We start from the raw sequence: 26,766 nt of genomic DNA on the forward strand, positions 1-26,766 counted from the left end.
CCGGGTCCTTACATCTCCCGTTCTTCAGCTTTCTTGTTCAGTGCCTCATATAGTACCGCCAAGTTGCGTTCCAGCTTGCTTAGCACCTGCTTGCCTGTAAGCTCCGGCACCAGCCCCGCTCTGACCGCAAAATCGACCTCTCTGGAGAAGCCGTACATCTGGGTATCCAGCACTTCCTCATAGAGAGGGCAGTAACGGGTTGCCAAATTCTCCATCTGTACTTCAATGAGCTTCTGAATTTTATCGGCATCTTCTTGAAGAAGATTGATTGCTTTGATATTGAGCTGTTCCTGCAAATCCGATGAAGTCATGCATTTTCCCCCCCATGTCCAAAAGTTACAGCAGCGATTGCTTATTATTCTTAATATTAGTCGAAATTAGGACCTAATACAAGATTTCAGTTTGGGTTATTCCTGAAGTTCCTGCAAAACCGCCTGGTTCCACAGCAAAGACGCCCAGCCGTAAGGCCGGACGTCTGAGAAGAAACTGGAATTACTCTGCTACTACTGTAAAATTCAAATTGTGTTTGGCGAAAACTTCACTCATGGCTTTCTTAGCTTCCTCGGCATCTGTGCCATGTACATGCAGCTCATAGCTTTGGCTGGATACCAGGGTGGTGAACAAGCCCAGGATGCTCTTAACATCAATGTACTTGTTGTCCGCTTGAAGAACGATAGATGAATTAAATTGGCTTGCTGTCTGTGCAATATCCACGATTGCCGCATTGTTGGACATAGGAATCCCTCCGCAACTTGATTATATACTTATGTTCACTTGTTACCAATTCCATGATACATTGAATCCGCTTACTCACGCAAGGTGTTTCTTGGAAACCGGCCTTTACGTGCTTTTGGAATCCCGCTTTTATACCATTTTATTTCAGGTTCTCCGGATTCAGACCTTCCAGCTCCGGCACCACAAAAATTCCGTCCTTACGGATCAGCACATCGTCGAAGTAAATTTCGCCGCCGCCGTAATCAGGACGCTGAATCAGCACGAGGTCCCAGTGAATGGACGAACGGTTGCCGTTGTCCGTCACATCATACGCCTGGCCCGGTGTGAAGTGCAGACTGCCGGCAATTTTCTCATCGAACAGAATATCCTTCATCGGATGCAGAATATAAGGGTTGAAGCCGATGGCGAACTCACCGATATGGCGCGCTCCGTCGTCGGAATCCAGAATTTCATTCAGCCGCGCGGTATCATTGCTGGAAGCCTCTGTGATCCGGCCGTTCTCGAACGTAAACTTCACATTCTCGAAGGTCACCCCGTTATAGATCGATGCGGCATTATAGCTGATCGTTCCATTCACGGAATCCCTGACAGGCGCGCTGTACACTTCTCCGTCCGGGATATTTTTCTGGCCGGAGCATTTCTCCGCCCCGATTCCCTTGATGGAGAATGTAAGGTCTGTTCCGGGCCCGGATATACGCACCTTGTCGGTTCTGCGCATAAGCTCAGCCAGTGAATCCTGGGCCTTATCCATTTTGGCATAATCCAGATTGCAGACCTCGAAGTAAAAGTCCTCGAAGGCCTCAGTGCTCGTGTTGGCGAGCTGAGCCATACTGGCGTTAGGATAACGCAGCACCACCCATTTGGTGTGCTTGACGCGCTGCTCGCTATGTACCGGGTGGGAATACAGGGAATTGTAGAGCTTCATGTTCTCTTCCGGCACATCGGACAGATCATTGACATTCTCACCGGCACGGATGCCGATATAGCAGTCCATCTGCTTCATCCGGTTCAGGTCGATCTCCGCCCAGGTCTTGATGCCTTCAGGTGTTGCATATTTGAGCATACTGCGCAGAACAGTGCGGTCGGTCAGCTGCACAAATGCACGGCCTCCGGCCTTCCCCACTTCCTCCACAACGGCTTTGATCAAATCTCGTTCACTGCCGATCATTTCGACGAGCACATTCTCGCCGGGCTGTACGTTTACGGAGTAACCTACAAGGTTCGCCGCAAGCTTTTGAATCCGGGGATCATTCATCTGTCTCTCTCTTCCTTCCTCTTGCTGAAAATAAACATACCGTTATATTGTAGCACGCCTATCATAGAGCGCAAGCCATCTTCGGGAAGGGAACCGTTCACTTATAACCATAGAAATCCACCTGCGTAATGTAGGCTTCTTCCGTGGTCGCACCAGCCTTGCCGGGATAGGTTAGGGTGCGGTTCGAAGTCAGCCGGGTGGGCAGATTCCGCTTCGGGTCAACCTTAAGATAATATACCGTGCGGATATCCGCCTGGTTCAGCCTCTGCTGCAGCTCTGTCTGCTTCTGTTCCCACAGTGCACTCTTTGCCGCAAGTGCCTTAGCCTGAGTGTCAGCAGGCGCAGCAGCGCCTATTCTGGCAGCCGGCTTAATTGCCTGCATCTTCTGCGCAAGCTCTGCCGAGAGCTGTCTGCGCGCCTCCTCTGCCGTTAATTCAATCCGCAGGACCCGTGTCCCTCTGGCGCTGCCCGCTTCCTCCGTCACCTTCTTGCCCATCTTCTCCAGCTCCTCCAGCTGACGCAGCGGATTCAGTGCCTCCAGGGGATTACTGCCGCCCAAGGCCGGAGAGGCCTGCTTCATCGTCCATTTTCCGTCCTCCTTCACCATCCGGGTATAGTAGACGGGCGCATCTCCCGAGCCCTGCTCCAGAGAACGCGGACCGGACTCCGCCGCAGAAGCGGGATGTCCGCCGTCCGGCAGGAGCGAATAGAGGCTGACCCGGTTATGATCCGCTACCTTTCCCCCATAGTAGAGCGAGGATTCCGGGATCGTTTTCCCGTCGATCAGCAGGGCAGCCGCTCCTTCAAAGGACACCCCGTCAGTGCCATCCATCCCCGCCATTACCAGATTCAAATCCTCCGCAGCCGGTTTGTCCTTCATACCCGTGCATCCGCTGAATGCAAGGCTGGAGAGCATCAGCAGGGCAAGAATTCCCGTGCGGACGCATCGTAAGTTCATCATGGCCATCAAGCCCTTTCCGCAAGAAAGTAGAGTGTACCTGCATTCTACCTAGGGTCTCCCTGAATGCAGGGCTTATACGCCGGATGACGCAAAACACGCCCATTTAGCGGGGCTTTGACTTCGATGTCCATTCAGGTACTTTGCGGGGACCCCGGAACATATAAGTTCTTATATTTGCACAAAAGAAAAATCCTTAAGGCCTAAGCCCAAGGATTCTTCAAATTATTCTCTACGGTTTTGTTATCGATCACAACCTGGTTGCGCCCGTTGTTCTTGGCCTCGTAGAGCGCCATATCCGCCCGGTAAAAGAGAGATTCCACACTGACCCGGTCATCGGTCCAGCTCCACTCGGCGACCCCGCAGGACACGGTCACACGCGGCTCTGTCTCTCCCATCACACGCTTGCGGATACGCTCCCCTACGAATACGGCCTGCTGCACCCCAAGCTGAGGCAGATAGACTGCAAGCTCTTCCCCGCCCCATCTGGCGGCGACATCCCCCTGGCGGATTGAGGTCTTCACGATGTCGCTGACCTGCTTCAGGATTTTGTCCCCCTTCTGATGTCCATAGGTATCGTTCACCATCTTGAACTGGTCAATGTCCACCACAATCAGGGTTCCGCAAAAATCACTCGACTGCCGCTGCTTAATCTCTTCATCCAGATAGTGGCGGGCAAAAAGTCCGGTCAGCGTATCCCGGTTCGCCAGGCGGTGCACCTCGGCATGAAGCCTCGCATTTCCGACAGCCAGCCCGATATGACCGGCCATCGCCTGCAGCAGACGGTAGCTGTCATAGGAGAAGAAGTGGGCCTGCTTATGCGCCAGCATAATGGCTCCCCGCACCTCTCCCCCCACATTCAGCGGAGTAGCGATCAGCGACTGTGAGCCGGTAGCATCCATCAGCGTCGAGGTCTGCCCCGCAGCATACTTGTAATCGGAGACCAGCAGCGGCTCTCCCGTAGCATAGACCTTACCGCCGAGTCCCTGACTGCCATCCAATATTTCACCCAGCAGCGGCAGATAATTGCAGGCGATGACCTCAAGCCCGCCGCGCTCTTCATTCTTATGGAGGATACAGCAATAATCCGCCTCGAACATTGCCAGCAGCTCTTCAAAGGCAAACTGGAAAATATCGCCGAGCCTGAGGCTCTGATTCAGCCGCTGGGTAAGCTCATTGCTCATGCGCAGCTCCCTGATCAGCTGGTTGGAGCGTTCATACAGCTTCGCATTCTCAAAGGCGGTACCGGCGGTATCCGCGACCATGGTCAGGAAGCTAAGATCCAGCTCATGGAAGGACGCCTTGTCCATAATCATATGAAACACACCGTATACCCCCTGCTTGCCGCCGAGCGGAAGCCCTACCTCAACAGTCCCGTTCTCATCACGCCCGGCATGAAGCGTGACCCGCCCATCCTTGAAGGCACGGTCACAGACATCATTGCCTGCCCATGTCAGCGGAAGCGGCTTGACCTGAGGATGCGTGCTGCGGTGGTCCTGGGACATGAACAAATCAAGCCGCGCCCCCGGATACATCGCAGCGATACTGTCAATGACCTCCGTCAGCACGGCATCTACATCAATGTTGTCATGCATGCGCTGGACAATCTGAAAAAGCAGCGAACGGCGGCTGCCCTCACGCTCGGCATGCAGATGAATTCCCGCAAGATCCGAGACAAACACATGCTCAAACCGGTGATAAAAGCAGGTCTGGAAATGCATCGACATGGCTTCAGCCGTATGCTTCCCGCCCGACTCGTACTGCTCAGCAGGCATTCTGCAGCCAAGCACGGCAAAGATTTCCCGGTGCCCGCGCGTAAATACCGGCAAAGCCAGAAGTGAATAGGCTTGTCCTTCCTCCAGAACCTCGGCGGCATACATCCCGCCTGTCTGCAGGCAGATTCCCGCCGCTTCTTCCCACTCTGCTCTCCAGCGCCCCTGCCGGAATTCAGAGCCGGGCTCAATCCAATTACCTTCATAATTCAGCACACACCAGCTCCAGGCCTTCGCGAAGGAGGGGACTCCCTGTCCTTGCCATTCCCTGAAGCTCTCGGCAATCAAGCTGGCGGCGTAGGGGAAATCGTGAGACACGATATCCGTCTCTTTCAGCCAGGCGGCGGGATCTACATCTTCTCCGCCGGATTGCCTCATGTCCTGTAACAGCATACGGCTGTCCCGATCCTTATGGCCGTATGCCTCCTGCTCTGACATAAAGAGGACCTCCTTTGCATCTTCAATCAGGCCAGACCCGAGTACGCCCCCTGATTCTATAGTAGAGACATTACCAATCCAGCGTAAATATAGTCAGGATATTTGAAATCACAGTTTTCCGATAACATCCAATTAGTTATATTTTACTCCCTTTCTTGAGGTATTGCATTATATTTTCCGCAAAACCGGGATTTTTTTTAGGACCAAAGAACTAACGACAAACATAGACAAAAACTCTTTTAAGTTGCGCTTGACTTTGACTGTCATTTTCATATAATATTTATTGTTGAACAAGACTGTAACAAGTCTTATTGGGCGTAACGTTGTGTCACCCTCTACGCATTTCGTTACTGCCAGGGCAGCGGCTGAACTTCCCTCGGCAGTGTGAAACCATTTAACGCTTTCACGGATACGAATTGCGGCGCAAATAGGCCCTACAATACATTTTTTCATTAAAAGGAGTCTACTATAATATGGCACGTTACACCGGACCTAAATTCAAACTCAGCCGCCGTCTGGGCATTTCCCTTAGCGGTACAGGCAAAGACCTGAAACGCCCTTTCCCACCAGGACAGCACGGCGCTAACCAACGCAGAAAAGTAAGTAACTACGGAATGCAGCTTTTGGAAAAACAAAAACTGCGCCACATGTACGGCCTGGGCGAAAAGCAGTTTAAAACTCTTTTCACTAAGGCACAAAAGCTCCAGGGTATTGCGGGCGAAAACTTCATGTTCCTGCTCGAAAGCCGCCTGGACAACCTGGTTTACCGTCTTGGATTCGCTAACTCCCGTGCAGGCGCACGCCAGTTGGTATCCCACGGCCACGTAACCGTTAACGGCAAAAAAGTCGACATCGCTTCTTACCGTGTAAGCATTGGCGACGTTATCGGACTCCGCGAAAGAAGCCGCGCTATGGCTTCAATCAAAGAAGCTCTCGACAACCGCTCCCACCTTCCAGGCTACCTGGAATATGCTGACGGATCATTCGAAGGTAAATTCCTTCGTCTGCCGGAACGTGCCGAGCTGTCCCAGGATATCGATGAGAAGCAAATCGTCGAATTCTACAACCGTTAAGATTCGCTTACAGCGGAATCTGATCAAAGCTCCCGGATTTCTATCCGGGGGCTTTTTTTTGCTCATTTATTCAACATATTTTAACAGGAAACCGAACATATTGGACTGGGTGCACCGCGTAGGCCGTGTGTTTATCGCAGTCCCAGACGTATTTTCAGGATGCCGCTGCGCGGAGGGAAGGGCCACATGCATCACAGCCAGTAATATTTTAAGAGGAATCCTGCCAAAAGTGCAACATTACTGCCCCAAAGAAGCGGTCTATGCTGAAATCTTGCACGAAATGCAACAAATTCAGCGCTAACTTGCTCTAAACACCGAAATTTGTGCAAATCATGCAACATTGTACTTCAACCCGTAAAAGGTATAGAGAAATCCTGCAAAAAGTGCAGGCGTGTTGATTCCCCATATTATGGGAGGGACAAAATGCCAGGATGACCTTTACGCCTGAGCAGATTAAACTGAACCTGCCACTCCAGCGGAAGATTAAACATACGCCAATACTGCATAAATTCCCAAAAGGTCAATTGAGCAAAGGTTGGGACTTTAGGTTGAACGGTATCGTATAGGCACTTTAAAAGCACATAGACACAAAAGGCCACATATAACTGGCTATATACCGCATTTTCGGTCGTTCCGAATAGACAGGGCACATTCAGATGCTGTTTAATCCAGCGGAAAAAGACTTCAATTTGCCAGCGGGCCTTGTAGATTTCAGCGATCACATGAGCGGACTCTTTTCTCAAATCGGTCACGACCCGTACGACTTCACCCCGGTCATTTTCAAATTCAACGACGCGGTGGCGCTGGGCGGACTGGCATTTCCCTTGACCAATATAACAGGTGATATCGCGTACAATTTTGGTGTCTCCCTCCGCCGGTCGCTGAAGCTTTCGCGGCATCACCAAATGGAGATTGTCTTTCAGACGAATCACAAAGGACTGACCTTGCTGCACATATTGATCCAATCGACCGATTTTTCCATACGCTCGATCCTGGACTAAAAGGTAGTCCTTATCGGCCAAGACTTCTCCAAATGGAGCGTCATTGCGCCGGGCAATCGATTCGACCACTTTCACGGGAGAACGCTGCCCATGCGAAAAAGCGACATGCAGCTTAATGCCTCCTCTGAATTTTTTATACGGAGCCCAAGACATGTGGGAGTTTGCCGCCGTAATCGTCGTAGAGTCAATAAGCAGAAGATCTTTAGGCAGATTCAGGTGCCGCCGGGTTTGCCGGTTACATTTCTGGACGAGCATTTGAAAGATACGTTTGAAGATGTCGTAAGGGACTTCACCGGCCTTGCCGGAAAACGTGGAGTAATGAATCTCGGGCAAGTCAACGCTTGGGCCTAAGCGGGCACTTTGCCGGAAGCCGTCCCATTTGTGGTAACAGGCTTGGACAAAGTAATCGAGCAGCAACTCGACGGTCATTTTGGTTGCTGTATCCTCGTAGTCCTCGGTCTGTCCGGTCACCATTTGGACTTCTTCCGGTGTTAGTACTTGTTTGAAAACGGCTAAGAATGGGGTATATTTATTCATGAGGTCGCCTCATTTCGGTTTGGTTTGGTCGTACTTACCATTACCCGAAATGGCGGCCTTTTTGTCCCTTTTTTTGGGAAATCAACACGCTTGCAAAAAGTGCAACATTACTGCTCCTTAAAAGCGGCCGATGAGAGAGGCATTAGCACCGTTCACCCGCAGGGTGATTTAGTTCTGATTTATATGTTTTGGGCCCCCTGCAAAGTACCTGAGTTATTTTTGAAGCTTCATGTGGCTGTCTCAAAAGTAAATATTCCATCCTTACTCTCCTGTTGAAAATACAGCGCGTGTCAACTGCAAAAAAATCCTCTCCGGCAGAAGCGCATTCAAAATCGCCAAATTGTGCTATAATAGTTCCGTTAAAAGGAGGATTATCGTCGATGGTTGAGGAGAAGAAAAAGAAGACCGCAAAACAGCGTCCACCGCGCAGATCCTGGCTCCGCAGGTTCGGTTCAGTTGTGAAGTGGATGTTCATACTCGGTATACTCGGCTGCCTGTTCGCCGGCGGCGCTGTAGCCGGCTACGTCACTTCAATAGTGAAGGACGACCCGGTCCGGCCCGAAGAACTAATCCAGCAGCAGGTTGGGCTGAACGCCATTACCGGCTTTGCCTATTTCAGTGACGGACAGCCGATTGGCCAGCTCCGCACAGAAGAAGACCGCAGACTTATTGAATTCAACGATATTCCGCAGCTTGTGATTGATGCCGTTCTCGCTATAGAGGACAATAATTTCTACAATCATAAAGGGGTGGATTTCAGCGGCACCCTGCGGGCCGTCAAGCAAAAGGTACTGAATGAATCCGTTCAGACCGGGGGCAGCACCCTTACCCAGCAGCTTGCACGGCGCGTGTTCCTGAACCTGGACCGCACGGAAGACCGCAAGGTGAAGGAAATTCTGCTGTCCCTGCGGCTGGAACGTTTCTTGTCCAAGCAGGAAATTTTAACGGCTTATTTAAATAAGGTTCCTTTCGGGAACGGTTCCAACGGCTATAATGTATTCGGTATTAAGGCTGCCGCCAAAGGCATCTTCGGCCTGGATGATCTGGAGAAGCTGAATGTGGCCCAGGCGGCGTATCTCGCCGGCTTGCCCCAGCTCCCCTCCAAGTACTCTGCGTTCAACGGCATAGGGGAATTCAACGAGACGGCCTTCGGCCGGGCGATGGACCGCCAGAAGCTGGTCTTACGGCGGATGCTGGAGGAGAACAAGATTACCACTTCCCAGTACGATGAGGCGCTGCTCTTCGATATCAAGAGCTCCCTTGCACCGCATACGAAGAAGGCCTATGCCACCTTCCCTTATCTCATGATGGAGACCGAACGCAAAGCGTCCGAGATTCTGCTGAAGCTGAACCAAGGTACGTCAGACAAGGCGGCTGCTGCTGCTGCCGATTCCGCCCAGCTTCTGGAGGAAGCACGCCAGCAGCTGATGACCGGCGGCTATCGGGTGTACACCACCATAGATAAGAAAGTGTACAGTGCGATGCACAGTGTCTCGGATGACAGCAGTAATTTCACCAAGGACAGCAAGGCTAGAGGCAAGGAACAGACAGCCGGCATGATGATTAACAATAAGACCGGCGCGATTCTCGGCATGATTGAAGGACGCGATTTCAACATCGAGCAGATGAACTACGCCACTCAGATGATCCGCCAGCCCGGCTCCACCATGAAGCCGATCGCAGCGTACCTGCCTGCACTGGATGCAGGGCTCATTCAGCCTGCCGGCATTCTGGATGATGCGCCGATTGTCATGAAGGACGGAGGCAAAGGCTACCACATTCCCAAGAACGCCAACAACCGTTATCAGGGTCTGGTTACCGCCCGTTATGCCCTGAACAAATCCCTGAACCTTCCGGCCTTGAAGCTGTTCAATGACAAGGTGGGAATTGAGAAGGCCTGGGCCTTCTCCAAGAAGCTGGGGATTACCACCATCCAGGACAATGACTATAGCGCTCAGACCGGGGTTATCGGGGGGCTGCGTTACGGGGTATCCGTGGAAGAGCTGACCAACGCCTACTCCTCCATCGGTAACGGCGGTGCCTTCAATGATGCTTATATGATCGAGAAGATCGTGGACAGTCAGGGCAAAATCGTCTACCAGCATAAAGTTAACCCGGAACAGGTCTTCTCCAAGCAGACCGCTTATCTGATGACGGATATGCTGCGTACCGTAATTACTGACGGAACAGCAACTACAGTGAAGAGGAACTACAAGCATTTCAAGGAAGTTCCGATTGTCGGCAAAACCGGCTCCACCCAGAACTACGGGGATGTCTGGTTCATGGGCTATTCCCCGGATGTCACCCTTGGAATTTGGGTGGGCTACAAAGAGCAGGTCAATACCCTGCAGGGGGATACGCAGAAGCGTCAGGCGCAGACCCTGTGGACCAAGGTTATGAATACAGTGATTGACAAGCGTCCCGAACTGTTCACCACGAAGGAATTTGCCCAGCCGGAGGGCATTGTCAAGGCGACCGTCTCGGCATACAGCGGCAAGAAGCCTTCCAAGCTGACGGATAGATTCACAACGGATCTGTTCAACACGAAATTTGTTCCTAAGGAGAGCGACGACGGAATCTCCAATGCCAGATACATCACTTATAACGGGGTGAACTACATCCCTCTCGAAGGAACTCCTGAGGATTTCTTGAAGGAAAAGATCGTCGTCAAGCGCGAGAAGCCGATTCAGGAGCTGGTCAAAGAGCTGCTGGCCGCCTTCCCGGCGATGAAATCGCATGAGTCACTATCGTACTACATGCCGCAGGATGCCAAAACCGACTATCCGACTGAGGTCGATCCGCGGGTCGATGACGGCAACGGGCCAAGTGCTCCCGGTGAAGTCATGGTCTCCTACAGTACAGGCAAGGCTGTAGTTACCTTCACTCCAAGCGGTTCGCCGGATGTTGTCGGCTACCGCCTCTACCGTTCCCTGAACGGCGGATCTTTCCAGAAGCAGGCCGTTCTCGCAGCTGGAGAGAGCACCGTATTCAGGCCGGGTACTCCGGCAGGCGCTAATGCTACCTTCTATGTGGCTGCCGTGGACGTAGCCGGACATGAGACTGCTTCCGGTAGTGTGGCTGGCGGCATTAAGCCTACACCTGAGCCTACACCAACTCCGGAACAGACGCCGGACGCTGAGCCGACACCGGACGCCGGAATCATCCCGGACAGTACAGAGGACCCGGGCATGATCATTGTTCAGCCGCCTGCTGTGGATCCTGCAACTCCGTCAAGCGGTAATGGAGCCGGCGGAAACAGCGGGAATACGGGCGGCAATGCCGGAGGCAGTACCGCTACTAACGCAACAGGCAATACCGGCCGTTAAGCTCACCAGACAGACTTCAGTATAAGCTTCAAAAGCCCGTTCCCCTTATCCCGGGGAACGGGCTTTTTCAATAGATTGCAACACTCCGGATCTGCCTAGTCTTCGATCGTAGACAGATCGCCTGCCGGAAGATGCAGCTCCCAGGCCTTCAGTACACGGCGCATAATTTTGCCGGACCGGGTCTTGGGCAGCTTATCCTTGAACTCGATTTCGCGCGGTGCAGCATGGGCAGACAGGCCCGCTTTGACAAATGCTGCGATCTCTTCCTTCAGCTCTGCGGTTGGACTGTATCCATCCCGCAGCGAGATGAAGGCCTTGATGATCTCTCCGCGCATGACATCCGGCTTGCCGATTACCCCAGCCTCCGCTACAGCCGGATGCTCCACCAGCTTGCTCTCGACCTCAAAGGGTCCGATCCGCTCCCCGGAGGAATTGATCACATCATCAATCCGGCCCTGAAACCAGAAATAGCCGTCCTCATCCATGTACGCAGAATCCCCCGAGATATACCATCCGGGAATTCGGAAGTATTCATCGTATTTAGCCTGGTTATTCCACACCTTGGCCATCATGGACGGCCAGGGGGTGCGAATGGCCAGATTGCCCATAGCATAAGGCGGCAGTACGTTGCCGCGGTCATCAAGGATAGCTGCTTCGATCCCCGGCAGCGGCCGGCCCATGGAGCCTGGCTTGATGTCCATTCCCGGGTAGTTGCAGATGAGCTGCGCTCCCGTCTCGGTCATCCACCACGTATCATGAATCCGCTGCTGATAGATTTTGTCGCCCCAGCGCACGACCTCCGGGTTCAGCGGCTCGCCGACTGACAGCACATGACGCAGACTGCTGAGATCAATCCCCTCCAGCGTCTCCTTGCCAGCCCCCATCAGCATCCGGAAAGCCGTAGGCGCACTGTACCATACGTTCACCCCGAAGCGCTCAATCGTCTTATACCAATCCAGAGGGCTGAAGCGGCCTCCCCGGACTACATTGGCTACTCCATTCAGCCAAGGGGCAAAAATCCCGTAAGAGGTTCCGGTCACCCAACCCGGATCGGCCGTGCACCAGTACACATCTTCCGGGCGCAGGTCCAGGACTACCCTGCCTGTATAATATTGCTGGATCATGGCTCTCTGCACATGGTAGATGCCTTTGGGCTTCCCGGTGGAGCCGGAGGTATAATGCATAATCAGACCATCCTCAAGACTCAGCCACTCCGGTTCCAGCTCGGCAGAGGCTTCGGCCATTTCCGTTTCATAGCTCAACAGTCCGGAATCCTCATCAGCAGAGGCTCCGACGACAAAGATATGGCGCAATCCGGGGAGCTGCTCCCGCTTCACCCGGTGCAGCAGCTCCGGTGTGGTCACCAGCGCCACCGCTCCGCTGTCCTCCAGACGGTCCTTGACCGCCGTCTCCATGAATGCCTCGAACAGCGGACCTGCCACTGCTCCCGTCTTCAGAATGCCAAGCAGGCTGAAATACAGCTCCGGGGTACGCGGCATGAAGATGAACACCCTGTCGCCTTTACCGATTCCATATTTGCGTAGTACATTACCGAACTTATTCGACCGCTCCTGTAAGTCGGCGAAGGTGTACCGCTCCTCGCGCACCGCATCACTGTAGATCAGCGCTGTAGCAGCCCCCCGCCCCTCCTCGACATGACGGTCTACAGCTTCATGTGCCATATTCACCTTGCCGGTCCCATGCCAGGAGAAGCTGCGCTCGACATCCTCCCACCGGAATTCTTCAACTGCCCGGGAATAATCCTCCATATTCGAGTGCTGCACCCGGCCCGGCAAAATTTCGCCTTGAACTTGCCCCATTACTCTTGCCTCCCCTACTGGTTTGCTTTAAGCTTTAAGGGTACCCTCTAATTCTATTAATTCCGTCAATGCTCTAAATGTGAATATTCCGTGTCGGAATCAGTATATCACAGGAAGCGGTTACATTCCATATTATAGTGAACCGGAAGGGAGCCCAAGCATGGAGCACCATAAAATCCCTGTATCCCATACCATAGAGTATCAAGGCCGGCTGATTTGTGTCCGTGGCCCCCTATCTCCCGAAAAGCTTCAGACCTTAAGCATGCACCGCGATCTGGACGCCTTCCGTAAGCCGCAGGAGCAGCTCGAAGCCTTGATAGAGATATCGGGCTTACCCGAGGGACGCATCGTAGCAGCAGTGGTCTCAGACGTTATCGTGGGCTATGTTACTTTTCATTATCCGGATGAACTGGAGTTATGGTCTCAGGGCGGGATGGAGGATCTGATTGAGCTGGGAGCCATCGAAGTAGCTGACGAGTACCGCGGGAGCGGACTTGCGAAGCTGCTGGTTTCAAGCGCTTTTGAAGAGGGACAACTGGAGAACTGCATCGTATTCACAACCGAATATTATTGGCACTGGGACCTCAAGGGGAGCGGTCTTAATGTATGGGAGTACCGCCAGATGATGGAGAAGCTGATGAAGACGGTAGATATGGTGTGGTATGCTACCGATGACCCGGAGATCTGCTCGCATCCGGCCAATTGCCTCATGGTGCGTATGGGCCGGGAAGTGCCGCTGTCCTCCCGCGAGACCTTCGACCGGGTGCGCTTCAGACAGCGGTTTATGTATTAATTCAGGCGGCCTGCCTGCAGGTTACATAGCCTTAAGCATATGCTCCAGAATGGCATGCGAATGCTGCGAGGCAGTGACGGTGAACTCACTGTAATTCACATGGGCTGAGCCGTCTGCTTTGTCCGACATGGAACGTACGATTACAAAAGGTATCCCGTTCATATGGCAGACTTGAGCGACCGCCGCACCCTCCATCTCCGCACAGGCCCCGTCCAGCTGCTCACGCAGCATAGCTACTGACGCCCTGCTGGCAATGAATTGATCCCCGGACAGCACAATGCCTGTTACAGACTTCTGCTCCAGCTCTAGACAGGCCTCTTCTGCTAACTTCACCAGCAGCGGATCTGCCTGGAAGGCGGAGATCTCCTGATATGGGATCACTCCTCTGGCAAAGCCGAGCGCTGTAGCATCCATATCATGCTGAATACAGGATGACGAAATAACAATATCCCCGATGTTCAGCTCAGGGTGCAGCGCCCCGGCCACTCCGGTGAACAGCACCTGCTCTACATCGAAGCTGTCCAGCAGAATCTGTGTGGTTACTGCGGCGTTCACCTTCCCTACCCCTGATTTGCAGACTACAGCTGCCTTCCCGAACACTATCCCTGCATAAAAGGTAATTCCGGCCTTCACCGTGGTCTGCCGATTATCCATCTCTTCCAGCAGCAGCTTGATTTCTTCATCCATTGCGCCAATCAGCCCCAGCACTCCGCTCATTTCATATCCCCCTTGAACTTTCTGCCTGCAAACATAAAAAGCTCCCGAAGGAGCTTCTTATGAAACCTATATTCACATGCTGAATATACAAGTCTTATTTGTTGACATGATTGACAGACAGACGAAGAATGGTCTCATGCGGCAAAATAACCCGCGGATTCTCAACCGTCTCCTTCTTCATCAGCTTCGTCAGCAGTCTCATCGCTACAGCACCGAGATCATACATCGGCTGTGCTACAGTAGTGAGGAGCGGACGAACCATTGAAGCCATCCGGATGTTGTCAACACTGATAATTGAGAAGTCATCCGGCACTTTGAGGCCTTCATCCTGAATGCTGTGAATGGCACCAATCGCCATCTCATCGGTAGCAGCAAAGATAGCTGTCGGCTTCTTCTTCAGACCCAGGAAGTACTTCATGGCTTCGACACCGGATTCGTAACGATAGTTACCAATGCGCACCAGATCCTCCTGATACTCGATACCTGCCGCTTCCAGCGCCTTCTTGTAGCCGTGGAACCGGGCATATCCGTTCGCAGGGTCCTGCAGCGTACCGCTGATCATTGCGATCTCGCGGTGTCCGTGGCGGATCAGCGTATTCACTGCATCAAATGCAGCCGTCTCGTGGTCGATATCCACGGAAGGATACGTTCCCTTCTCATCGCGGGTCGCACAGAGCACGATAGGCACAGCAGAGGTCTGGAACGCTTGAATATGCTCTTCCGTAACGGTTCCGCCCATGAACAGCAGCCCGTCCACCTGCTTCTCGAGCAGTGTGTTAATGACACGAATCTCTTTCTCTTTACGCTTGTCAGCGTTACAGAGAATAATGTTGTAGTGATACATATTGGCAATATCTTCAATCCCGCGTGCAATTTCCGCAAAAATCGAGTTTGAGATATCAGGGATAACAACCCCTACGGTTGTCGTTTTCTTGCTGGCGAGACCTCTCGCCACCGCATTCGGACGATAGCCCAAACGCTCAATCGCTTCAAAAACCTTCTTCCGGGTCTGCGGTTTCACGTTGGGGTTATTATTCACAACCCGTGATACCGTAGCCATAGATACGCCTGCTTCTCGAGCTACATCGTAAATGGTTACCGTCAAATTACTCTCTCCATTGCGATAAATTTTATCGTTCGACTAATTAAAATTATGATACGACACTTTGTACAATTGTGCAATGATAACGCTTCATTTTCCTTTCAAAATTTCTTTCAAAGGTTGAAACGCCAGTCCTGGCGCGGCTTTGACGCCTTCCGCCAATTCCTGATTCTCCAATAGCTTCCAGTGGAAAGCCCTTAAAATTTCAAGAATTCTGTATGCTTTCTCTATCGTATCAAAAAGCGCGTGAAAAATCCAACATTCATTGAAAGTTTTTCATTGTTTTTGCAGACTTTTTTTCAAAATGTCAAAAAATGCTCCTTTATTTGGCACTTTCTGCCGAATGAGCCGTCAACTGGGAGAGCCGCAGGCCGATCTCTTCCATCCACTTCTTATCGGACAGATCCGCCGCCGTGCGGTATACATCCAGCAGCAGATCAATCCGGCTCTGCATAGCCTTGCGGATAGCCTCCTCCAGCTCCGGCAAGCCGCCGGCAAACAAGCCCGCAGCAAAGGTATCCTTCAGCACACTGGCCCACTCATTACGGTCCGCAAAGGACAGATGCAGATTGCCCACTGGGCGCTCTCCAAGCTCCCGGATCAGCAGGCCCAGGTCACGCTTAATAACCGGCAAGGGCTCATAACGGGCACATTGCCCGCAGGTATATACAGGGACATTCGTAATTTTGATCTTCGCACTATAAATCAGCGTATGCATATGTATGGTCATGATCCCGCCGCAGCCACAAGACTTCTTCATTAATTGTTCCTTATACATCTCCCACACCTCAGAATGATCTTTTAAAAACGCATAGTTTTGGCTTTTCTCTTTCTAGTATTCGACCTCATTCCCCTGAATCCCTGCAAGTTTGCATATCATGTTTTAATTGGCAATAGTCGTAGGAATTTCCATATCGAAAAGTGACTTCATGTGTCTCTTTTGATAGAATGACATAGATATCAATGAGTTGAACCGAAGGGAGCTGTACAGAATGAGACTATCAGGTAAAAAAGTCATTGCGCTGGTGGACGATGAATTTGAAGATCTTGAGCTGTGGTATCCCGTATACCGCGTGCGTGAGGAAGGGGCTGAGGTACATCTGGCAGGCCTTGAGAAGGGCAAGACGTATGTCGGTAAATATGGCGTACCTGCCACCGCTGAATACAGCTGGGACGAGCTGAAGGCTGCCGATTATGACGGCATCCTTGTTCCCGGAGGCTGGGCACCCGACAAAATCCGCCGCTACAGCGCAGTGCTGCAGCTGGTGCAGGATTTCAATACTGCGAAGAAGCCGATTGGCCAGATCTGCCATGCCGGCTGGGTCTTAATCTCCGCCAAAATTCTCGAAGGCGTAACGGTCACCTCCACGCCGGGCATCCGTGACGATATGGAGAACGCCGGAGCCATCTGGAAGGACGAGCCGCTCGTCCGGGACGGCCATATCATCTCCGCCCGCCGCCCGCCGGACCTGCCGCCTTACGGCAAAGCGTTCTGCGATGCGCTGGCCGGGGAATAACAGGCAGTTAATATCTAGTATAAACAACAAGCCCTGCCCTGTCGTCTGACAGGGTTCAGGGCTTGTTGCCGCTTTTAAAGGAGATTAGCGGATAGGGACTGATAGCTTCTCTTTGATCAGGGCTGGATACGCCTCAATAGTGAACGTCAGCGGCTGCGGGTATTTATTGCTGCCCAGACCACGGTAGTACATGGTTGGGATTGACTTCGCATTCTCCCGCTCAGTGCGCTGCGGAATATCGAACTCAAACTTGTCTGCTGAATGGACTGTACCTGCTCCATCGGTGAATGTTTGCCCCAGCATTAAGGTATTGTAAATACTGTTACTCTGTGCCTGAGAATCATATTCCAGCACCATCGTGGAGCCCCTCTCCGTGTTGTGAACAGACATTTGCAGATTGTGGTCCGGAGCCTTGATAATTTGTTGCTTGTCGGTATCGATAATTAATTGGGTTGCCTGCTTATCCAGCGCCAGAATTCCATTGATTTGCAGCTGGAGCGATTGTGCCGAGCTCTTGTCGTTGGCAAATATCAGTCTGCCCCCACTGTCCGTAAAGCTGGCAGCGCGTAAAGCCAGATACGTAAAATCACCGCTACCGCCTGCTAAGAGCCCCGGTTTGTACATGGAGAAGATCTGTTTGGAGTTCAGCGGGTCGGAGGTATAATCCAGATAAATGCCGGAGGCGGCCAGATAGACCTCATTAATTTCAATTTTCTGACCGTCTATTTCCAGTGTTTTGTCTACATGTACGGTTTCTCCTGCCTTAGCAATCTGCTCCCTGTCCAGCGGAAGAGCTACAGACAATTTAGCAAGAGAGCTATCTGCTGAAGCTGGCATGAACTGTTTGTACTTACCAAGCTCCAATTCCAGTGTAAATTGATCCGGAAGAGCGCCTCCGTCACTCTCCCACTGCCTTACTTCATAACCATAGGTTGTACGATTTGGGGAAATTGAGTTCTCAGGCCCCAGGGATGTATGCAAAGGATTTGAAACAGCTGATGTTAACTGAATATGTGCTACTTTGGCCTTCTCATCAGTCTTATTCTGCAAGGAATACAAAATGATAATCCCCTTCTGATCTGCAGCAATTCCGTCTACAGTCAGGACAAATCCATTCTGCTCCACAGTAACACCCGTAATGCGCTGTACAAGGCCAGCCTCGATTGCCGAAGATACAGCGTTTGTGGTCATCGCAGCTGGAATGTACTTTTCAAAGGGTCCATAGCTCTGATATATTGCTGCCTGATCGGGAGCTGCCCCTTGGGTCTTCAACACCTCACCCGCCCGGGGAAAGGAGAATAACAGCACAAGCCCAAGTACTGCCGCCGCTGTAGCCAGAGCATAACGCTTCCTTAATGACATAGAGCTTCTGCGTGAACGCGTTATGCCTTTACGGATTGCCGTATTCAGCTTCATCTCTGCAACCTCATCTGCTTCTGCCGACAGACTGTGGTAGTACTCCTTCAGCAGCTCTTCTTCTGTCTTGACCATGCTATAGTCCCCCTTTGATTCTCATTTTGTCACGTAACTGCTTAAGTCCCTTGTTCAGCCAGGTCTTGACCGTTCCTTCCGGCTTGCCCAGCACCCCGGCAATTTCTGTCAGCGTCATATCCCGGTAGTACTTCAGCACAAGCACCTGACGGTATTTCGGCTTCACTGCTTCCAGGGCCTGTTCCATATCCAGCTTACGGTCACTGGTCATCTCCTGCAGTCCAGCACTTGCCTGTTCCCGAACGGGAGTAGCCAGCCTCTTCCTCCGCTTCAGTTCGTCCTTGCAGCAGTTGATCAGAATCCGGGTCAGCCAGGGTGCGAACCGGTCCTCATCCTTCAGGCTCCTGCGCTTCACCCAGGCCCGGTATGTAGTTTCCTGAACCATCTCGAGTGCCTCCGCCTCGCTGCGCAAGTAGCTGTACGCAATACTGTAGAGTATTTTCTTCTGCTCCAGTACCCGGTTGATAAACAACTGCTCCTGTTCATTCAAGTGGCGCACCTGCTCGCCTTCCCACGTATGCTCCATCCAGGCTTAGTCTCCCCTTTCTTTTTTTGACTTCTGTATATACTGACTGTCCCGCAGCCCAAACGGTTTTACTTTTTTTGCAGGGCAGGCCTGTTCCCTCAGATCTCAAAACAAAAAGTCCGGTGTGTGGCCCCCTTGACCCTCACCCGGACTTAATTTAGATATTCTTACTGCTTGTCCTTGAAAACCCGATAACGTTCAGCCGTTACCCGGCTATGATGTCTTCTCTTTGGAATCACCGCCGGCGCCCAGCGGGAATCCGCTCCGTCCGATAAAAGCAGTAAGCTGCTCCTCTGTCTCGGAGCTGGTGCGGTTGCGGAAGCAGACCTTCGCAATCTCCCTGGCTTCAGAAGCCAGTGTGTTCAGTGTGCGGTGCTTCACCTTCAGCAAGGCTTGCGGTGACATGCTCAGCACATTGATCCCCAGCTCCAGCCAGAGCGGCAGTGAGCGCTCGTCTGCGGCCATCTCGCCGCATACACTGACATCGATACCTACGCTGCGTGCCGCATCCACCGTCATGCGGATCATACGCAGCACTCCCGGATGGTACGGATGATACATATGGGCAATCTGCTCGTTCATCCGGTCCACAGCCAGTACATACTGCACCAGATCATTCGTGCCGATACTGAAGAAGTCCACTTCCTCCGCCAGCAGGTCGGCAATCATCACTGCGGCCGGAACCTCGATCATTATACCTACCTTCATGTGGCGGTTATACGGTACCCCCCGGCTGTCGAGCTCGCTCTTCACCTCGTTCAGCACCGCTTTGGCCGCCTGCACCTCTTCGACAGAAGAGATCATCGGGAACATCATCCGGACATTGCCGTAATGACTGGCCCGCAGAATGGCTGTAATCTGGGTTTTGAACATGTCCTTGCGGTCCAGGCTGATTCGGATGGCGCGGTAGCCGAGGAACGGGTTCTGCTCCTCCGGCAGCTGGAAGTAATCCAGATGCTTGTCTCCCCCGATATCAAGCGTACGGATGACTACGGTCTCCTTGCCGACTTTTTCCGCAACCAGCTTATAGACTTCGAACTGTTCATCCTCTGTCGGAAATGTACTACGGTCCATGTACAGAAACTCTGTACGGAACAGTCCCACTCCCTCGGCCCCGTATTTCAGTGCCATGTTGAGCTCCTTCACGGAACTGATATTGCCGGCCAGCCGCAGAGACACACCGTCCTTCGTCACCGCTTCGACGGTTGCTAGCAGCTCCAATTGCTCCCGCTTCCGCTGCTGCTTCGCACGTCTGGTGTTGAAGTCCAGCAGTGTGGATTCATCTGGATGAATCATGACCGCCCCGGTCTCCCCATCGAGCACCAGCATGTCCCCTGTCTGGATAGGAGTCAGGATCTTGTTCTCCAGGCCTGCCACCAGCGGAATGCCGAGCGCACGGGCCATGATGGAGGAATGCGAGGTTTTGCCGCCCATCATCGTCACGATGCCCAGCACATAGGCCGGATTCAAATGCGCCAGCTGTGAGGGGGACAGCTCCTTCGCCACCAGAATGTACGGCTGGGTATCCGACGGCAGAGTAACCTCCGGCGCACCCAGGAGATGCTTCAGCAGGCGGTTGCCGACATCCTTGATATCCACCGCACGTTCTTTCATATATTCATCGTCGAGCAAATCGAACATCGCCACGAAGTGGTCGATCGCTTCCTTGACCGCCACCTCGGCTGCCTTGTATTGGCGTTCGATAATGCCGCGGATTTCGCTCATGAACACCGGATCATCCAGGATCGCCAGATGAGCATCGAAAATGCTCGATTCCTCCGGTCCGACGACCTCGCGGAATTCTTTTTTGATAAACTCGATTTCGTCCTTGGAGGTCCGAATGCCTTCGTACAACCGTTCGAACTCCTTAGCCAGATCCACCGGATTCACCTGAGTGTCCGGCAGACTCCATTCCCAGTTCGGCAAGACAAAGGCCTTCCCAATGGCAACACCTGCTGCGGCGCCTACGCCTTGTATCATGCTTCGATCCCTCCAACATTGCTTTCATGTAGTACCACGGACATGACGGAAGACTGCCCCTTTTTCACGTTTTTGAATGGCGCGTAGCTCCAGGATTTGACCCGGTCCGGGTTGGTAATCACCATCGGTGTCGCCAGCGAAGCGGCATGCTCCTTCAAGAAGGCCAGATCAAACTTGACCAGCAGCTGCCCCGGCTCCACGCTGTCCCCTTCCTGTACAAGCGCCTCAAACGGCCCTTTAAGCTGCGAAGTGTCGATCCCGATATGCATGAGCACCTCAAGCCCTTCAGGCGTAGCAATACCCACTGCGTGCATCGTAGGGTATACGTGCATCACCTTGCCGAATACGGGCGAGACCAGCTCTCCCTTTTCCGGGACAAAGGCCACTCCATCCCCCACCAGCTTCGCGGCAAAAATATGATCCGGCACCTCTTCAATCGGCATCATCCGCCCCTGGATCGGCGCACTGAACAGCACCTGCGGCAGATCGCGCAGCATCAGCTTGTCAATCTCCTCGCGGATCAGCTCCGAATAGGTCCCGAAGACGACCTGCACGTTGCCGCCGCCCAGCTTGATAATGCCTGCGGAGCCCAGCCCCTTAAGCGCCCCTGTATCTATGAAGCGGTCGTTATGCACCGTTAATCTCAGCCGGGTGATACAGGCCTGCACCTGCACAATGTTCTCCTTACCGCCCAGCGCCTCCAGAATCAGCGGAGCCTGATACGGGATATTGCCCGCCCAGTCGCCCAGCTCCGAGCCTTCCTCACGGCCCGGCGTAGGAATCTGGAACCGGCGGATCGCCCAGCGGAACACGTTATAATAGACAATGCCATAGCCGATCCCGATTGGAATCAGCAGCCAGGCCCGCTGGGACAGATGCATGTTGAGGAAGAAGTCGATGGTCCCCGCCGAATAGGAGAAGCCGTGATGAATTCCGAGCGAGTAGGTCAGCACCATCGCAAGCCCGGACATGACCACATGCAGCGCAAACAAATACGGCGACGCGAACAGGAAGGCGAATTCGATCTGCTCCGACACACCGGTCAAAAAGCACACTAAAGCTGCACGCAAAAAAGTCTTCTTGATCTTGGGCTTGAGGTCCTCGCGCGCTTCCTGAATGATTGCAAAGGCAATTGCGGGCAGGGCGAACATCATAATCGGGAACAGTCCGGCCATGAACACACCCGCTGTAGGATCACCGGCAAAAAAGCGCGGCAAATCCCCCTGTACGACTGCACTGCCGTCAGGCGTCGTAAAGGAGCCCAATTGGAACCAGAACACATTATTAAGAATATGGTGCAGGCCAAAGGCCGTGAGTACCCTATACAGCACCCCGTAAACAAACACTCCATAGCCACCGGTCACCTGCACTACCCTGAACAGCTCATTAAGCAGCTCCTGCAGGAGCGGGGACACTCCGAGCATGACCCAGGCGAACAGCGCCGAGAATAAGCCCATGAACAGCAAAACAAAACGCGACCCGCCAAAAAACTGGATCGCCTCCGGCAGCTTGATATTCTTAAACCGGTTATGTGCTACACCGGCTACAATCCCCAGGATAATCCCAATTAATGTTGCAGGCTGTACAGCCCCGTCTCCCATGTTGGACACAATCCGGTCATAAGTGAACATCCCTGCGAGTGCGGCCAGTCCGGCCGGTCCGGCCTGATTGGACAACCCCCACGCCACACCGACAGCAAACAAATAAGGCATGAAATAGAATATTCCTTGCCCCGCGTACGTCGTCACTTCGGATACCGAAGAAAGTCCCCATGCAGACCACGGTAAGCTGCCCAGACTCAGCAGAATCGCTGCCGCCGGAAGCACCATGGTAGGAAGCATAATGGCTCTGCCCAACTGCTGCAAAGATCCGAGCCAATTCAAGGCGACCCTCTCCTTTCTTTCTATATTGAATGGTAAGCGTTACAGCAGTTTTTGTCAAAAGAATCTGACGATGAACCGGAGGTGAAGCGCGCTACGAAGACGGCACCGTCAGCACCCTTCGCACCCTTCGCACCCTTCGCACCCTTCGCACCCTTCGCACCCTTCGCACCCGCTAAAGTGTAGCATGAGCATAGACAGCCTACCAATAGAGCGGTGATTGTATTTTGTACAACAGATTGACCGAAATTCCGCTCATATCCACGATCTATTGTATTTCGTACATTAGAATTCTCAGAATTACATCATAACCAACCATAAATCAAAATTCTACTGTATAAAATGCAACAGAAGCTCGAAATCGCGGGTTTAGACTAAATTCTAATGTACAAAATACATTCACACTGGTGCGGCTGCGACTATTCAAATCCTTTTAAACAATGATGTCCCGTTTTCTCACCAACTCTGATCCTGATGCATGGGTCTAAGTACATAGGATCTTATCCCTCTTCCGCCAGCCACAGGCTGGAGCAGTCCTTTCTCGCTCAGAACGCTCAACAGCTTGCGCGCCGTTCTATAGTTGATCTGAAAATAGTCTGTAACATCCTTCGGCCTAAGTGGTCTGCCAATCTGCCAAGCTAAACGTAACACGTCTTTTTCTCCAGACCACAGTAGCTCCCCACCACTCCTGCTCCGCGCCAAATACGGCGCCAGCGCCAGCTGCAGCAGCATCCGGCACACTTCGGGACGCTGCTGGATGTCGTCGAACGAGAAGTGGAGCATTTTCCAGCCCATACCGGTCAGGAAGGTATCCCGGTTCAGCGCATAGTTGAACTTCTCCCGGTCCATATCCTTAATATGGCTCTGATAACCGTCACATTCGATTCCGAAGCGTGTTCCATTCTGCGGCAGAAAGGCAAAATCCAGAAACTGCGACTTCCGGTTCCAGTCATACACCTCATATTCCGGGTGCAGCTGCTCCAGTGACTCAAATAACGGCCACCATACATTCAACAGAAACAGCTTCTCCGCATAGTTATGTCCGCGCAGCAGCCTCCCCCGGCGTTCCCCCGTTCTTCCATTCGTATGTGCCTCTATAAAGCTGCTGTGCGCCACCTCAAATTCCATATCTCCTTCCCCCTCCCTGAAAATACAAAAAACGCCCTTTCCCCATTTAAAATGGAGTAAAGGACGTTCTTCGTCTTGCTCAAATTATACCCATGATATTGGTTGAAATCCAGTGTGGCAAAAACACTTCTGCTTCCGCCCGAGACCTTTCAGTCCACCGGGAATATGCTCCCGATGCAGCCGTCCCATCTTAGTCCCATCTTAGTCCCGTCTTAGCCCCGGCTCCGGCCCTTCATCGTGATCGCTTCCTCCACCTTGATGCAGCGGTCCATGATCGCGATCATGTCATGGGCAGCGGCGATGTCCGCCGCCTCCTGACTAATGATACCCTGCTGCAGCCAGAGCACGCGTGCGCCGATATCAGCAGCCTCCTGCGCCACAGCCGCGCAGTATTCACTGCGGCGGAACACATTCACAATATCCACCGGCTCAGGAATCTCCGCCAGCGTATGGTAGCATTTCTCGCCCAGGATCTCACCATCTACCGACGGATTCACCGGAATAATCCGGTAGCCCCGACTCTGCATAGCACCGGCTACCATATAAGAGGTGCGGTCTGTTTTGTCGGATAGGCCAACTACGGCAATATTGCCTGCCGCAGCCAGAATCTCGCCGATCTCTTCCCTGCTCGGGTTCTCAAAGCTCATGTCTTTTTCCCCTTCCGTCTGATTTCGTCCATGCCCTCCGCTGCATTACTGCCGCTTAAGTCACAGTTTTATCATTTTCAGCAACAACTACATCATACAGCGCTGCGCCAGAAGTTCCAAATTCTCATCAGCTTGCGTCCCCAGTTAATTCATCTCTGGCTCAATGAGTCCTCTGGGTCCTCTGGGTCCCTCACGCTGCATAGCCATACCATATGAACGGAATCCGGTCCCCAGTAATCCTGCACTGCTGCATAGGGCGTTCCGAACTTCTGCAGCCACTTGGTTTGCGCCCGTCTATAGCCGCTATCCAGGCAGAACTCGGTAATCCCCTGTTGTCTGAGAAATATCATCAGTTCCGCAATCAGGGCCGAAGCAATCCCTTGCCCCTGATAATCCGGCAGAACATATAGACTGCCCAGCTCACCTACAGCATCAAGCTTGTTTCCTGTACAGACCCGGATATCCGGCCCGCAAGGTGCATAAGAGATGGTGCCGGCGACCTTCCCGTCCATTTTGGCCACCCAGAAATAGGTATCTGCATTCTGCGGACTCAGGGAAGCGTTAACCATCCGTATCTTGGACTCGATCTCCTGCTGAATGTCACTGTCCAAGTGACCCAGTCCCTCACCTTCAAAAGCAGCCGTAATCGAAAGCCTGTAAAGATTCGTTACGGAGATAACATCGTCCCGGGTAAGCGGAGCTATGCTTAAGTGGCCTGTCCTCGTCACTTCACCCATTCCACATCCGCACCCAGCAAGCGCAGATGATCGAAATACTGCGGATAGGACTTCGCCACATGATGGGCATCCTTGATGAGCAGTGGCTGGCGGGCCCGCAGACCAACTACAGTAAGCGCCATAATAACACGGTGGTCATAGTGGGCATTAATCGTTACGCCGCCTTCCACGCCTTCCGGTGTGCCATGCACAATGATCTCGTCCCGGCGTTCCTCGACCTTCGCACCGGCCCGGGTCAGCTCTGCCAGATAGTCCGTGATGCGGTCGCATTCCTTGTAGCGCAGATTCTCCACATTATAGAAGCGTGAGGTCCCTTCGGCAAAAACCGCCGCGGCCACCATAGCCAGGACCGCATCAGTTGCCGCATCGCCGTCGAACTCCACCGCCTTCAGGATACCGTTCCCCTGCACATGCACTGTTCCGTTCTCATGGGTGAGCGGCACCTCCATCATCCGCAGCACATCAACAATGGCCCGCTCCCCCTGCTTGCTTCTCTCAGCCAGCCGGTGAATGGTCACATCCGACTTCGTCACCGCTGCGGCCGCAAGCACTGCGGCTGATCCCGGATAATCGCCTTGCACCGTATAGGTCTTGGCAGCATAGCTCTGGCGTCCTGGCACCTTGAAGGACATATAATCGTCCGCCGCATGTACGATAATCTCTGCCTGCTCCAGCACCTCCAGCGTCTGCCCGATGACCACCTTGGATTTCAGATCATCCAGCACGATGATCTCACTGTCTTCTTCAAGCAGCGGGGTCAGGAATAAAAGTGCGCTGAGATACTGCGAGCTGACGGCGCCGGAGACGGTAATCCGTCCGCCCTGCGGCTTGCCGCCGCGGATCGTAATCGGCAGTCTTCCGTTATTATGCTCTACTTCCACGCCGAGCTGGCCAAGTGCCAGAATCAGGTCGTCATGCGGCCGCTTGCCCAGAGAATCAGGATACGTATTCACGAAGGTAACCTCCGGGCTAAGCGCGGCCACCGCCATCAGGAACCGGAGGACTGCGCCGGCATTCCCGACATTCAGCTCCTTGACGTCACGGGGATGGCGGCCGAACCCCTGCACTACGATTTTCTCATCATCTTCGGTCAGGACTGCGCCTAGATCGGCGATACATCTGCGGATCGCGTCGCTGTCCTCGCTGTGGGCAGGATGGAAGATCGTGCTGACTCCTTCAGAGAGAGCGGCTACCAGCAGGTAGCGCGTGGTGTAGTTTTTGGAGGACAGGGCTCCGAATTCTCCTTGCAGCGTCGGCGTAGGCCTAACAATAACGTCCATAGTATAAGCGCTCCTTCATCATATATAGTCTGTATGTACGGTCCTGTTTGACA

Annotated in this window: 22 protein-coding genes; 4 read left to right on the forward strand and 18 right to left on the reverse strand. The window is 52.9% G+C overall.

What is annotated here, in order from left to right; all coding sequences use genetic code 11:
- Positions 1-8 precede the first annotated feature (8 nt).
- From MKY96_RS15025 to MKY96_RS15045, 5 genes are all read right to left on the reverse strand, one after another.
- Positions 9-311, reverse strand: a complete 303-nt coding sequence (locus MKY96_RS15025; RefSeq protein WP_036695007.1) for a YlaN family protein — start codon at positions 309-311, stop codon at positions 9-11.
- Positions 312-492: 181 nt separating this feature from the next.
- Positions 493-735: an HPr family phosphocarrier protein gene (locus tag MKY96_RS15030; RefSeq protein WP_036695008.1), complete on the reverse strand. Its 243-nt coding sequence runs from the start codon at positions 733-735 to the stop codon at positions 493-495.
- A gap of 139 nt (positions 736-874) precedes the next feature.
- Positions 875-1,990, reverse strand: coding sequence for an aminopeptidase (locus MKY96_RS15035; RefSeq protein WP_340941353.1), 1,116 nt, complete (start codon positions 1,988-1,990; stop codon positions 875-877).
- Positions 1,991-2,087: 97 nt separating this feature from the next.
- Entirely contained in the window at positions 2,088-2,951 is an 864-nt protein-coding gene (locus MKY96_RS15040; RefSeq protein WP_340941354.1) for a hypothetical protein, read from the reverse strand.
- Positions 2,952-3,151: 200 nt separating this feature from the next.
- Positions 3,152-5,158, reverse strand: a complete 2,007-nt coding sequence (locus MKY96_RS15045) for a sensor domain-containing diguanylate cyclase (RefSeq protein ID WP_340941355.1) — start codon at positions 5,156-5,158, stop codon at positions 3,152-3,154.
- A gap of 473 nt (positions 5,159-5,631) precedes the next feature.
- On the opposite strand from MKY96_RS15045, the gene rpsD reads away from it, so the two are divergent.
- Positions 5,632-6,231 (forward strand): 30S ribosomal protein S4, encoded by a 600-nt coding sequence (gene rpsD, locus MKY96_RS15050; RefSeq protein WP_340941356.1) that lies wholly within the window; start codon positions 5,632-5,634, stop codon positions 6,229-6,231.
- A 407-nt stretch (positions 6,232-6,638) separates the two neighbouring features.
- On the opposite strand, the gene MKY96_RS15055 is transcribed toward rpsD, so the two are convergent.
- Positions 6,639-7,769, reverse strand: coding sequence for an IS4 family transposase (locus tag MKY96_RS15055; protein ID WP_340938697.1), 1,131 nt, complete (start codon positions 7,767-7,769; stop codon positions 6,639-6,641).
- A gap of 380 nt (positions 7,770-8,149) precedes the next feature.
- On the opposite strand from MKY96_RS15055, the gene MKY96_RS15060 reads away from it, so the two are divergent.
- The gene (locus MKY96_RS15060; RefSeq protein WP_340941357.1) at positions 8,150-11,095 is read left to right on the forward strand and encodes a transglycosylase domain-containing protein; all 2,946 of its coding nucleotides are present in this window, start codon (positions 8,150-8,152) and stop codon (positions 11,093-11,095) included.
- A gap of 95 nt (positions 11,096-11,190) precedes the next feature.
- Here the strand turns inward: MKY96_RS15060 and acsA are convergent, their stop codons facing one another.
- On the reverse strand, positions 11,191-12,915 hold the full coding sequence (gene acsA / locus MKY96_RS15065; protein WP_340941358.1) for an acetate--CoA ligase: 1,725 nt from the start codon (positions 12,913-12,915) through the stop codon (positions 11,191-11,193).
- A gap of 160 nt (positions 12,916-13,075) precedes the next feature.
- Between acsA and MKY96_RS15070 the strand changes: the two genes are divergently transcribed.
- Positions 13,076-13,708 carry a GNAT family N-acetyltransferase gene (locus tag MKY96_RS15070; protein WP_340941360.1) on the forward strand — a complete coding sequence of 211 codons (633 nt, stop codon included), beginning with the start codon at positions 13,076-13,078 and terminating at the stop codon, positions 13,706-13,708.
- 21 nt (positions 13,709-13,729) lie between these two features.
- Here the strand turns inward: MKY96_RS15070 and MKY96_RS15075 are convergent, their stop codons facing one another.
- The 3 genes from MKY96_RS15075 to MKY96_RS15085 all read right to left on the reverse strand — a co-directional run bounded on the left by MKY96_RS15075 (position 13,730) and on the right by MKY96_RS15085 (position 16,287).
- Complete coding sequence (locus MKY96_RS15075; RefSeq protein ID WP_340941362.1) at positions 13,730-14,425, reverse strand: 5'-methylthioadenosine/adenosylhomocysteine nucleosidase; 696 nt, start codon at positions 14,423-14,425, stop codon at positions 13,730-13,732.
- A 94-nt stretch (positions 14,426-14,519) separates the two neighbouring features.
- On the reverse strand, positions 14,520-15,530 hold the full coding sequence (gene ccpA, locus MKY96_RS15080; protein ID WP_036695017.1) for a catabolite control protein A: 1,011 nt from the start codon (positions 15,528-15,530) through the stop codon (positions 14,520-14,522).
- A gap of 319 nt (positions 15,531-15,849) precedes the next feature.
- On the reverse strand, positions 15,850-16,287 hold the full coding sequence (locus MKY96_RS15085) for a hypothetical protein (protein ID WP_340941363.1): 438 nt from the start codon (positions 16,285-16,287) through the stop codon (positions 15,850-15,852).
- 232 nt (positions 16,288-16,519) lie between these two features.
- Between MKY96_RS15085 and MKY96_RS15090 the strand changes: the two genes are divergently transcribed.
- Positions 16,520-17,044, forward strand: coding sequence for a type 1 glutamine amidotransferase domain-containing protein (locus MKY96_RS15090; RefSeq protein ID WP_340941364.1), 525 nt, complete (start codon positions 16,520-16,522; stop codon positions 17,042-17,044).
- Positions 17,045-17,128: 84 nt separating this feature from the next.
- Here the strand turns inward: MKY96_RS15090 and MKY96_RS15095 are convergent, their stop codons facing one another.
- The 8 genes from MKY96_RS15095 to aroA form a co-directional block, all read right to left on the reverse strand.
- On the reverse strand, positions 17,129-18,535 hold the full coding sequence (locus MKY96_RS15095; RefSeq protein WP_340941365.1) for a DUF4179 domain-containing protein: 1,407 nt from the start codon (positions 18,533-18,535) through the stop codon (positions 17,129-17,131).
- A gap of 1 nt (position 18,536) precedes the next feature.
- The gene (locus MKY96_RS15100) at positions 18,537-19,061 is read right to left on the reverse strand and encodes a sigma-70 family RNA polymerase sigma factor (protein ID WP_340941366.1); all 525 of its coding nucleotides are present in this window, start codon (positions 19,059-19,061) and stop codon (positions 18,537-18,539) included.
- 213 nt (positions 19,062-19,274) lie between these two features.
- Positions 19,275-21,041 (reverse strand): phosphoenolpyruvate--protein phosphotransferase, encoded by a 1,767-nt coding sequence (gene ptsP, locus MKY96_RS15105; RefSeq protein WP_340941367.1) that lies wholly within the window; start codon positions 21,039-21,041, stop codon positions 19,275-19,277.
- The gene (locus tag MKY96_RS15110) at positions 21,038-22,924 is read right to left on the reverse strand and encodes a glucose PTS transporter subunit IIA (protein WP_036729487.1); all 1,887 of its coding nucleotides are present in this window, start codon (positions 22,922-22,924) and stop codon (positions 21,038-21,040) included. Before MKY96_RS15110 ends, ptsP begins: the two co-directional genes overlap by 4 nt.
- A 453-nt stretch (positions 22,925-23,377) precedes the next feature.
- Positions 23,378-24,049 (reverse strand): hypothetical protein, encoded by a 672-nt coding sequence (locus MKY96_RS15115; protein ID WP_340941368.1) that lies wholly within the window; start codon positions 24,047-24,049, stop codon positions 23,378-23,380.
- Between the two features lie 212 nt (positions 24,050-24,261).
- Complete coding sequence (locus tag MKY96_RS15120; RefSeq protein WP_340941369.1) at positions 24,262-24,696, reverse strand: CoA-binding protein; 435 nt, start codon at positions 24,694-24,696, stop codon at positions 24,262-24,264.
- A gap of 149 nt (positions 24,697-24,845) precedes the next feature.
- On the reverse strand, positions 24,846-25,433 hold the full coding sequence (locus MKY96_RS15125; RefSeq protein WP_340941371.1) for a GNAT family N-acetyltransferase: 588 nt from the start codon (positions 25,431-25,433) through the stop codon (positions 24,846-24,848).
- A complete protein-coding gene (gene aroA / locus MKY96_RS15130) occupies positions 25,421-26,713 on the reverse strand; it encodes a 3-phosphoshikimate 1-carboxyvinyltransferase (protein WP_340941372.1) in 1,293 nt (430 codons plus the stop codon). Before aroA ends, MKY96_RS15125 begins: the two co-directional genes overlap by 13 nt.
- Positions 26,714-26,766: the final 53 nt, after the last annotated feature.

The sequence above is a fragment of the Paenibacillus sp. FSL R7-0302 genome (genome assembly GCF_038006885.1).
Lineage (GTDB): Bacteria > Bacillota > Bacilli > Paenibacillales > Paenibacillaceae > Paenibacillus_AQ.

Excerpts from the sequence above, each read along its gene's own strand:
- MKY96_RS15025 (WP_036695007.1), bottom strand. The coding sequence starts at position 311 with ATGACTTCATCGGATTTGCAGGAACAGCTCAATATCAAAGCAATCAAT.
- MKY96_RS15030 (WP_036695008.1), bottom strand. The coding sequence starts at position 735 with ATGTCCAACAATGCGGCAATCGTGGATATTGCACAGACAGCAAGCCAA.
- MKY96_RS15035 (WP_340941353.1), bottom strand. The coding sequence starts at position 1,990 with ATGAATGATCCCCGGATTCAAAAGCTTGCGGCGAACCTTGTAGGTTAC.
- MKY96_RS15040 (WP_340941354.1), bottom strand. The coding sequence starts at position 2,951 with ATGATGAACTTACGATGCGTCCGCACGGGAATTCTTGCCCTGCTGATG.
- MKY96_RS15045 (WP_340941355.1), bottom strand. The coding sequence starts at position 5,158 with ATGTCAGAGCAGGAGGCATACGGCCATAAGGATCGGGACAGCCGTATG.
- rpsD (WP_340941356.1), top strand. The coding sequence starts at position 5,632 with ATGGCACGTTACACCGGACCTAAATTCAAACTCAGCCGCCGTCTGGGC.
- MKY96_RS15055 (WP_340938697.1), bottom strand. The coding sequence starts at position 7,769 with ATGAATAAATATACCCCATTCTTAGCCGTTTTCAAACAAGTACTAACA.
- MKY96_RS15060 (WP_340941357.1), top strand. The coding sequence starts at position 8,150 with ATGGTTGAGGAGAAGAAAAAGAAGACCGCAAAACAGCGTCCACCGCGC.
- acsA (WP_340941358.1), bottom strand. The coding sequence starts at position 12,915 with ATGGGGCAAGTTCAAGGCGAAATTTTGCCGGGCCGGGTGCAGCACTCG.
- MKY96_RS15070 (WP_340941360.1), top strand. The coding sequence starts at position 13,076 with ATGGAGCACCATAAAATCCCTGTATCCCATACCATAGAGTATCAAGGC.
- MKY96_RS15075 (WP_340941362.1), bottom strand. The coding sequence starts at position 14,425 with ATGAGCGGAGTGCTGGGGCTGATTGGCGCAATGGATGAAGAAATCAAG.
- MKY96_RS15085 (WP_340941363.1), bottom strand. The coding sequence starts at position 16,287 with ATGAAGAAGTCTTGTGGCTGCGGCGGGATCATGACCATACATATGCAT.
- MKY96_RS15090 (WP_340941364.1), top strand. The coding sequence starts at position 16,520 with ATGAGACTATCAGGTAAAAAAGTCATTGCGCTGGTGGACGATGAATTT.
- MKY96_RS15095 (WP_340941365.1), bottom strand. The coding sequence starts at position 18,535 with ATGGTCAAGACAGAAGAAGAGCTGCTGAAGGAGTACTACCACAGTCTG.
- MKY96_RS15100 (WP_340941366.1), bottom strand. The coding sequence starts at position 19,061 with ATGGAGCATACGTGGGAAGGCGAGCAGGTGCGCCACTTGAATGAACAG.
- ptsP (WP_340941367.1), bottom strand. The coding sequence starts at position 21,041 with ATGATACAAGGCGTAGGCGCCGCAGCAGGTGTTGCCATTGGGAAGGCC.
- MKY96_RS15115 (WP_340941368.1), bottom strand. The coding sequence starts at position 24,049 with ATGGAATTTGAGGTGGCGCACAGCAGCTTTATAGAGGCACATACGAAT.
- MKY96_RS15120 (WP_340941369.1), bottom strand. The coding sequence starts at position 24,696 with ATGAGCTTTGAGAACCCGAGCAGGGAAGAGATCGGCGAGATTCTGGCT.
- MKY96_RS15125 (WP_340941371.1), bottom strand. The coding sequence starts at position 25,433 with ATGGGTGAAGTGACGAGGACAGGCCACTTAAGCATAGCTCCGCTTACC.
- aroA (WP_340941372.1), bottom strand. The coding sequence starts at position 26,713 with ATGGACGTTATTGTTAGGCCTACGCCGACGCTGCAAGGAGAATTCGGA.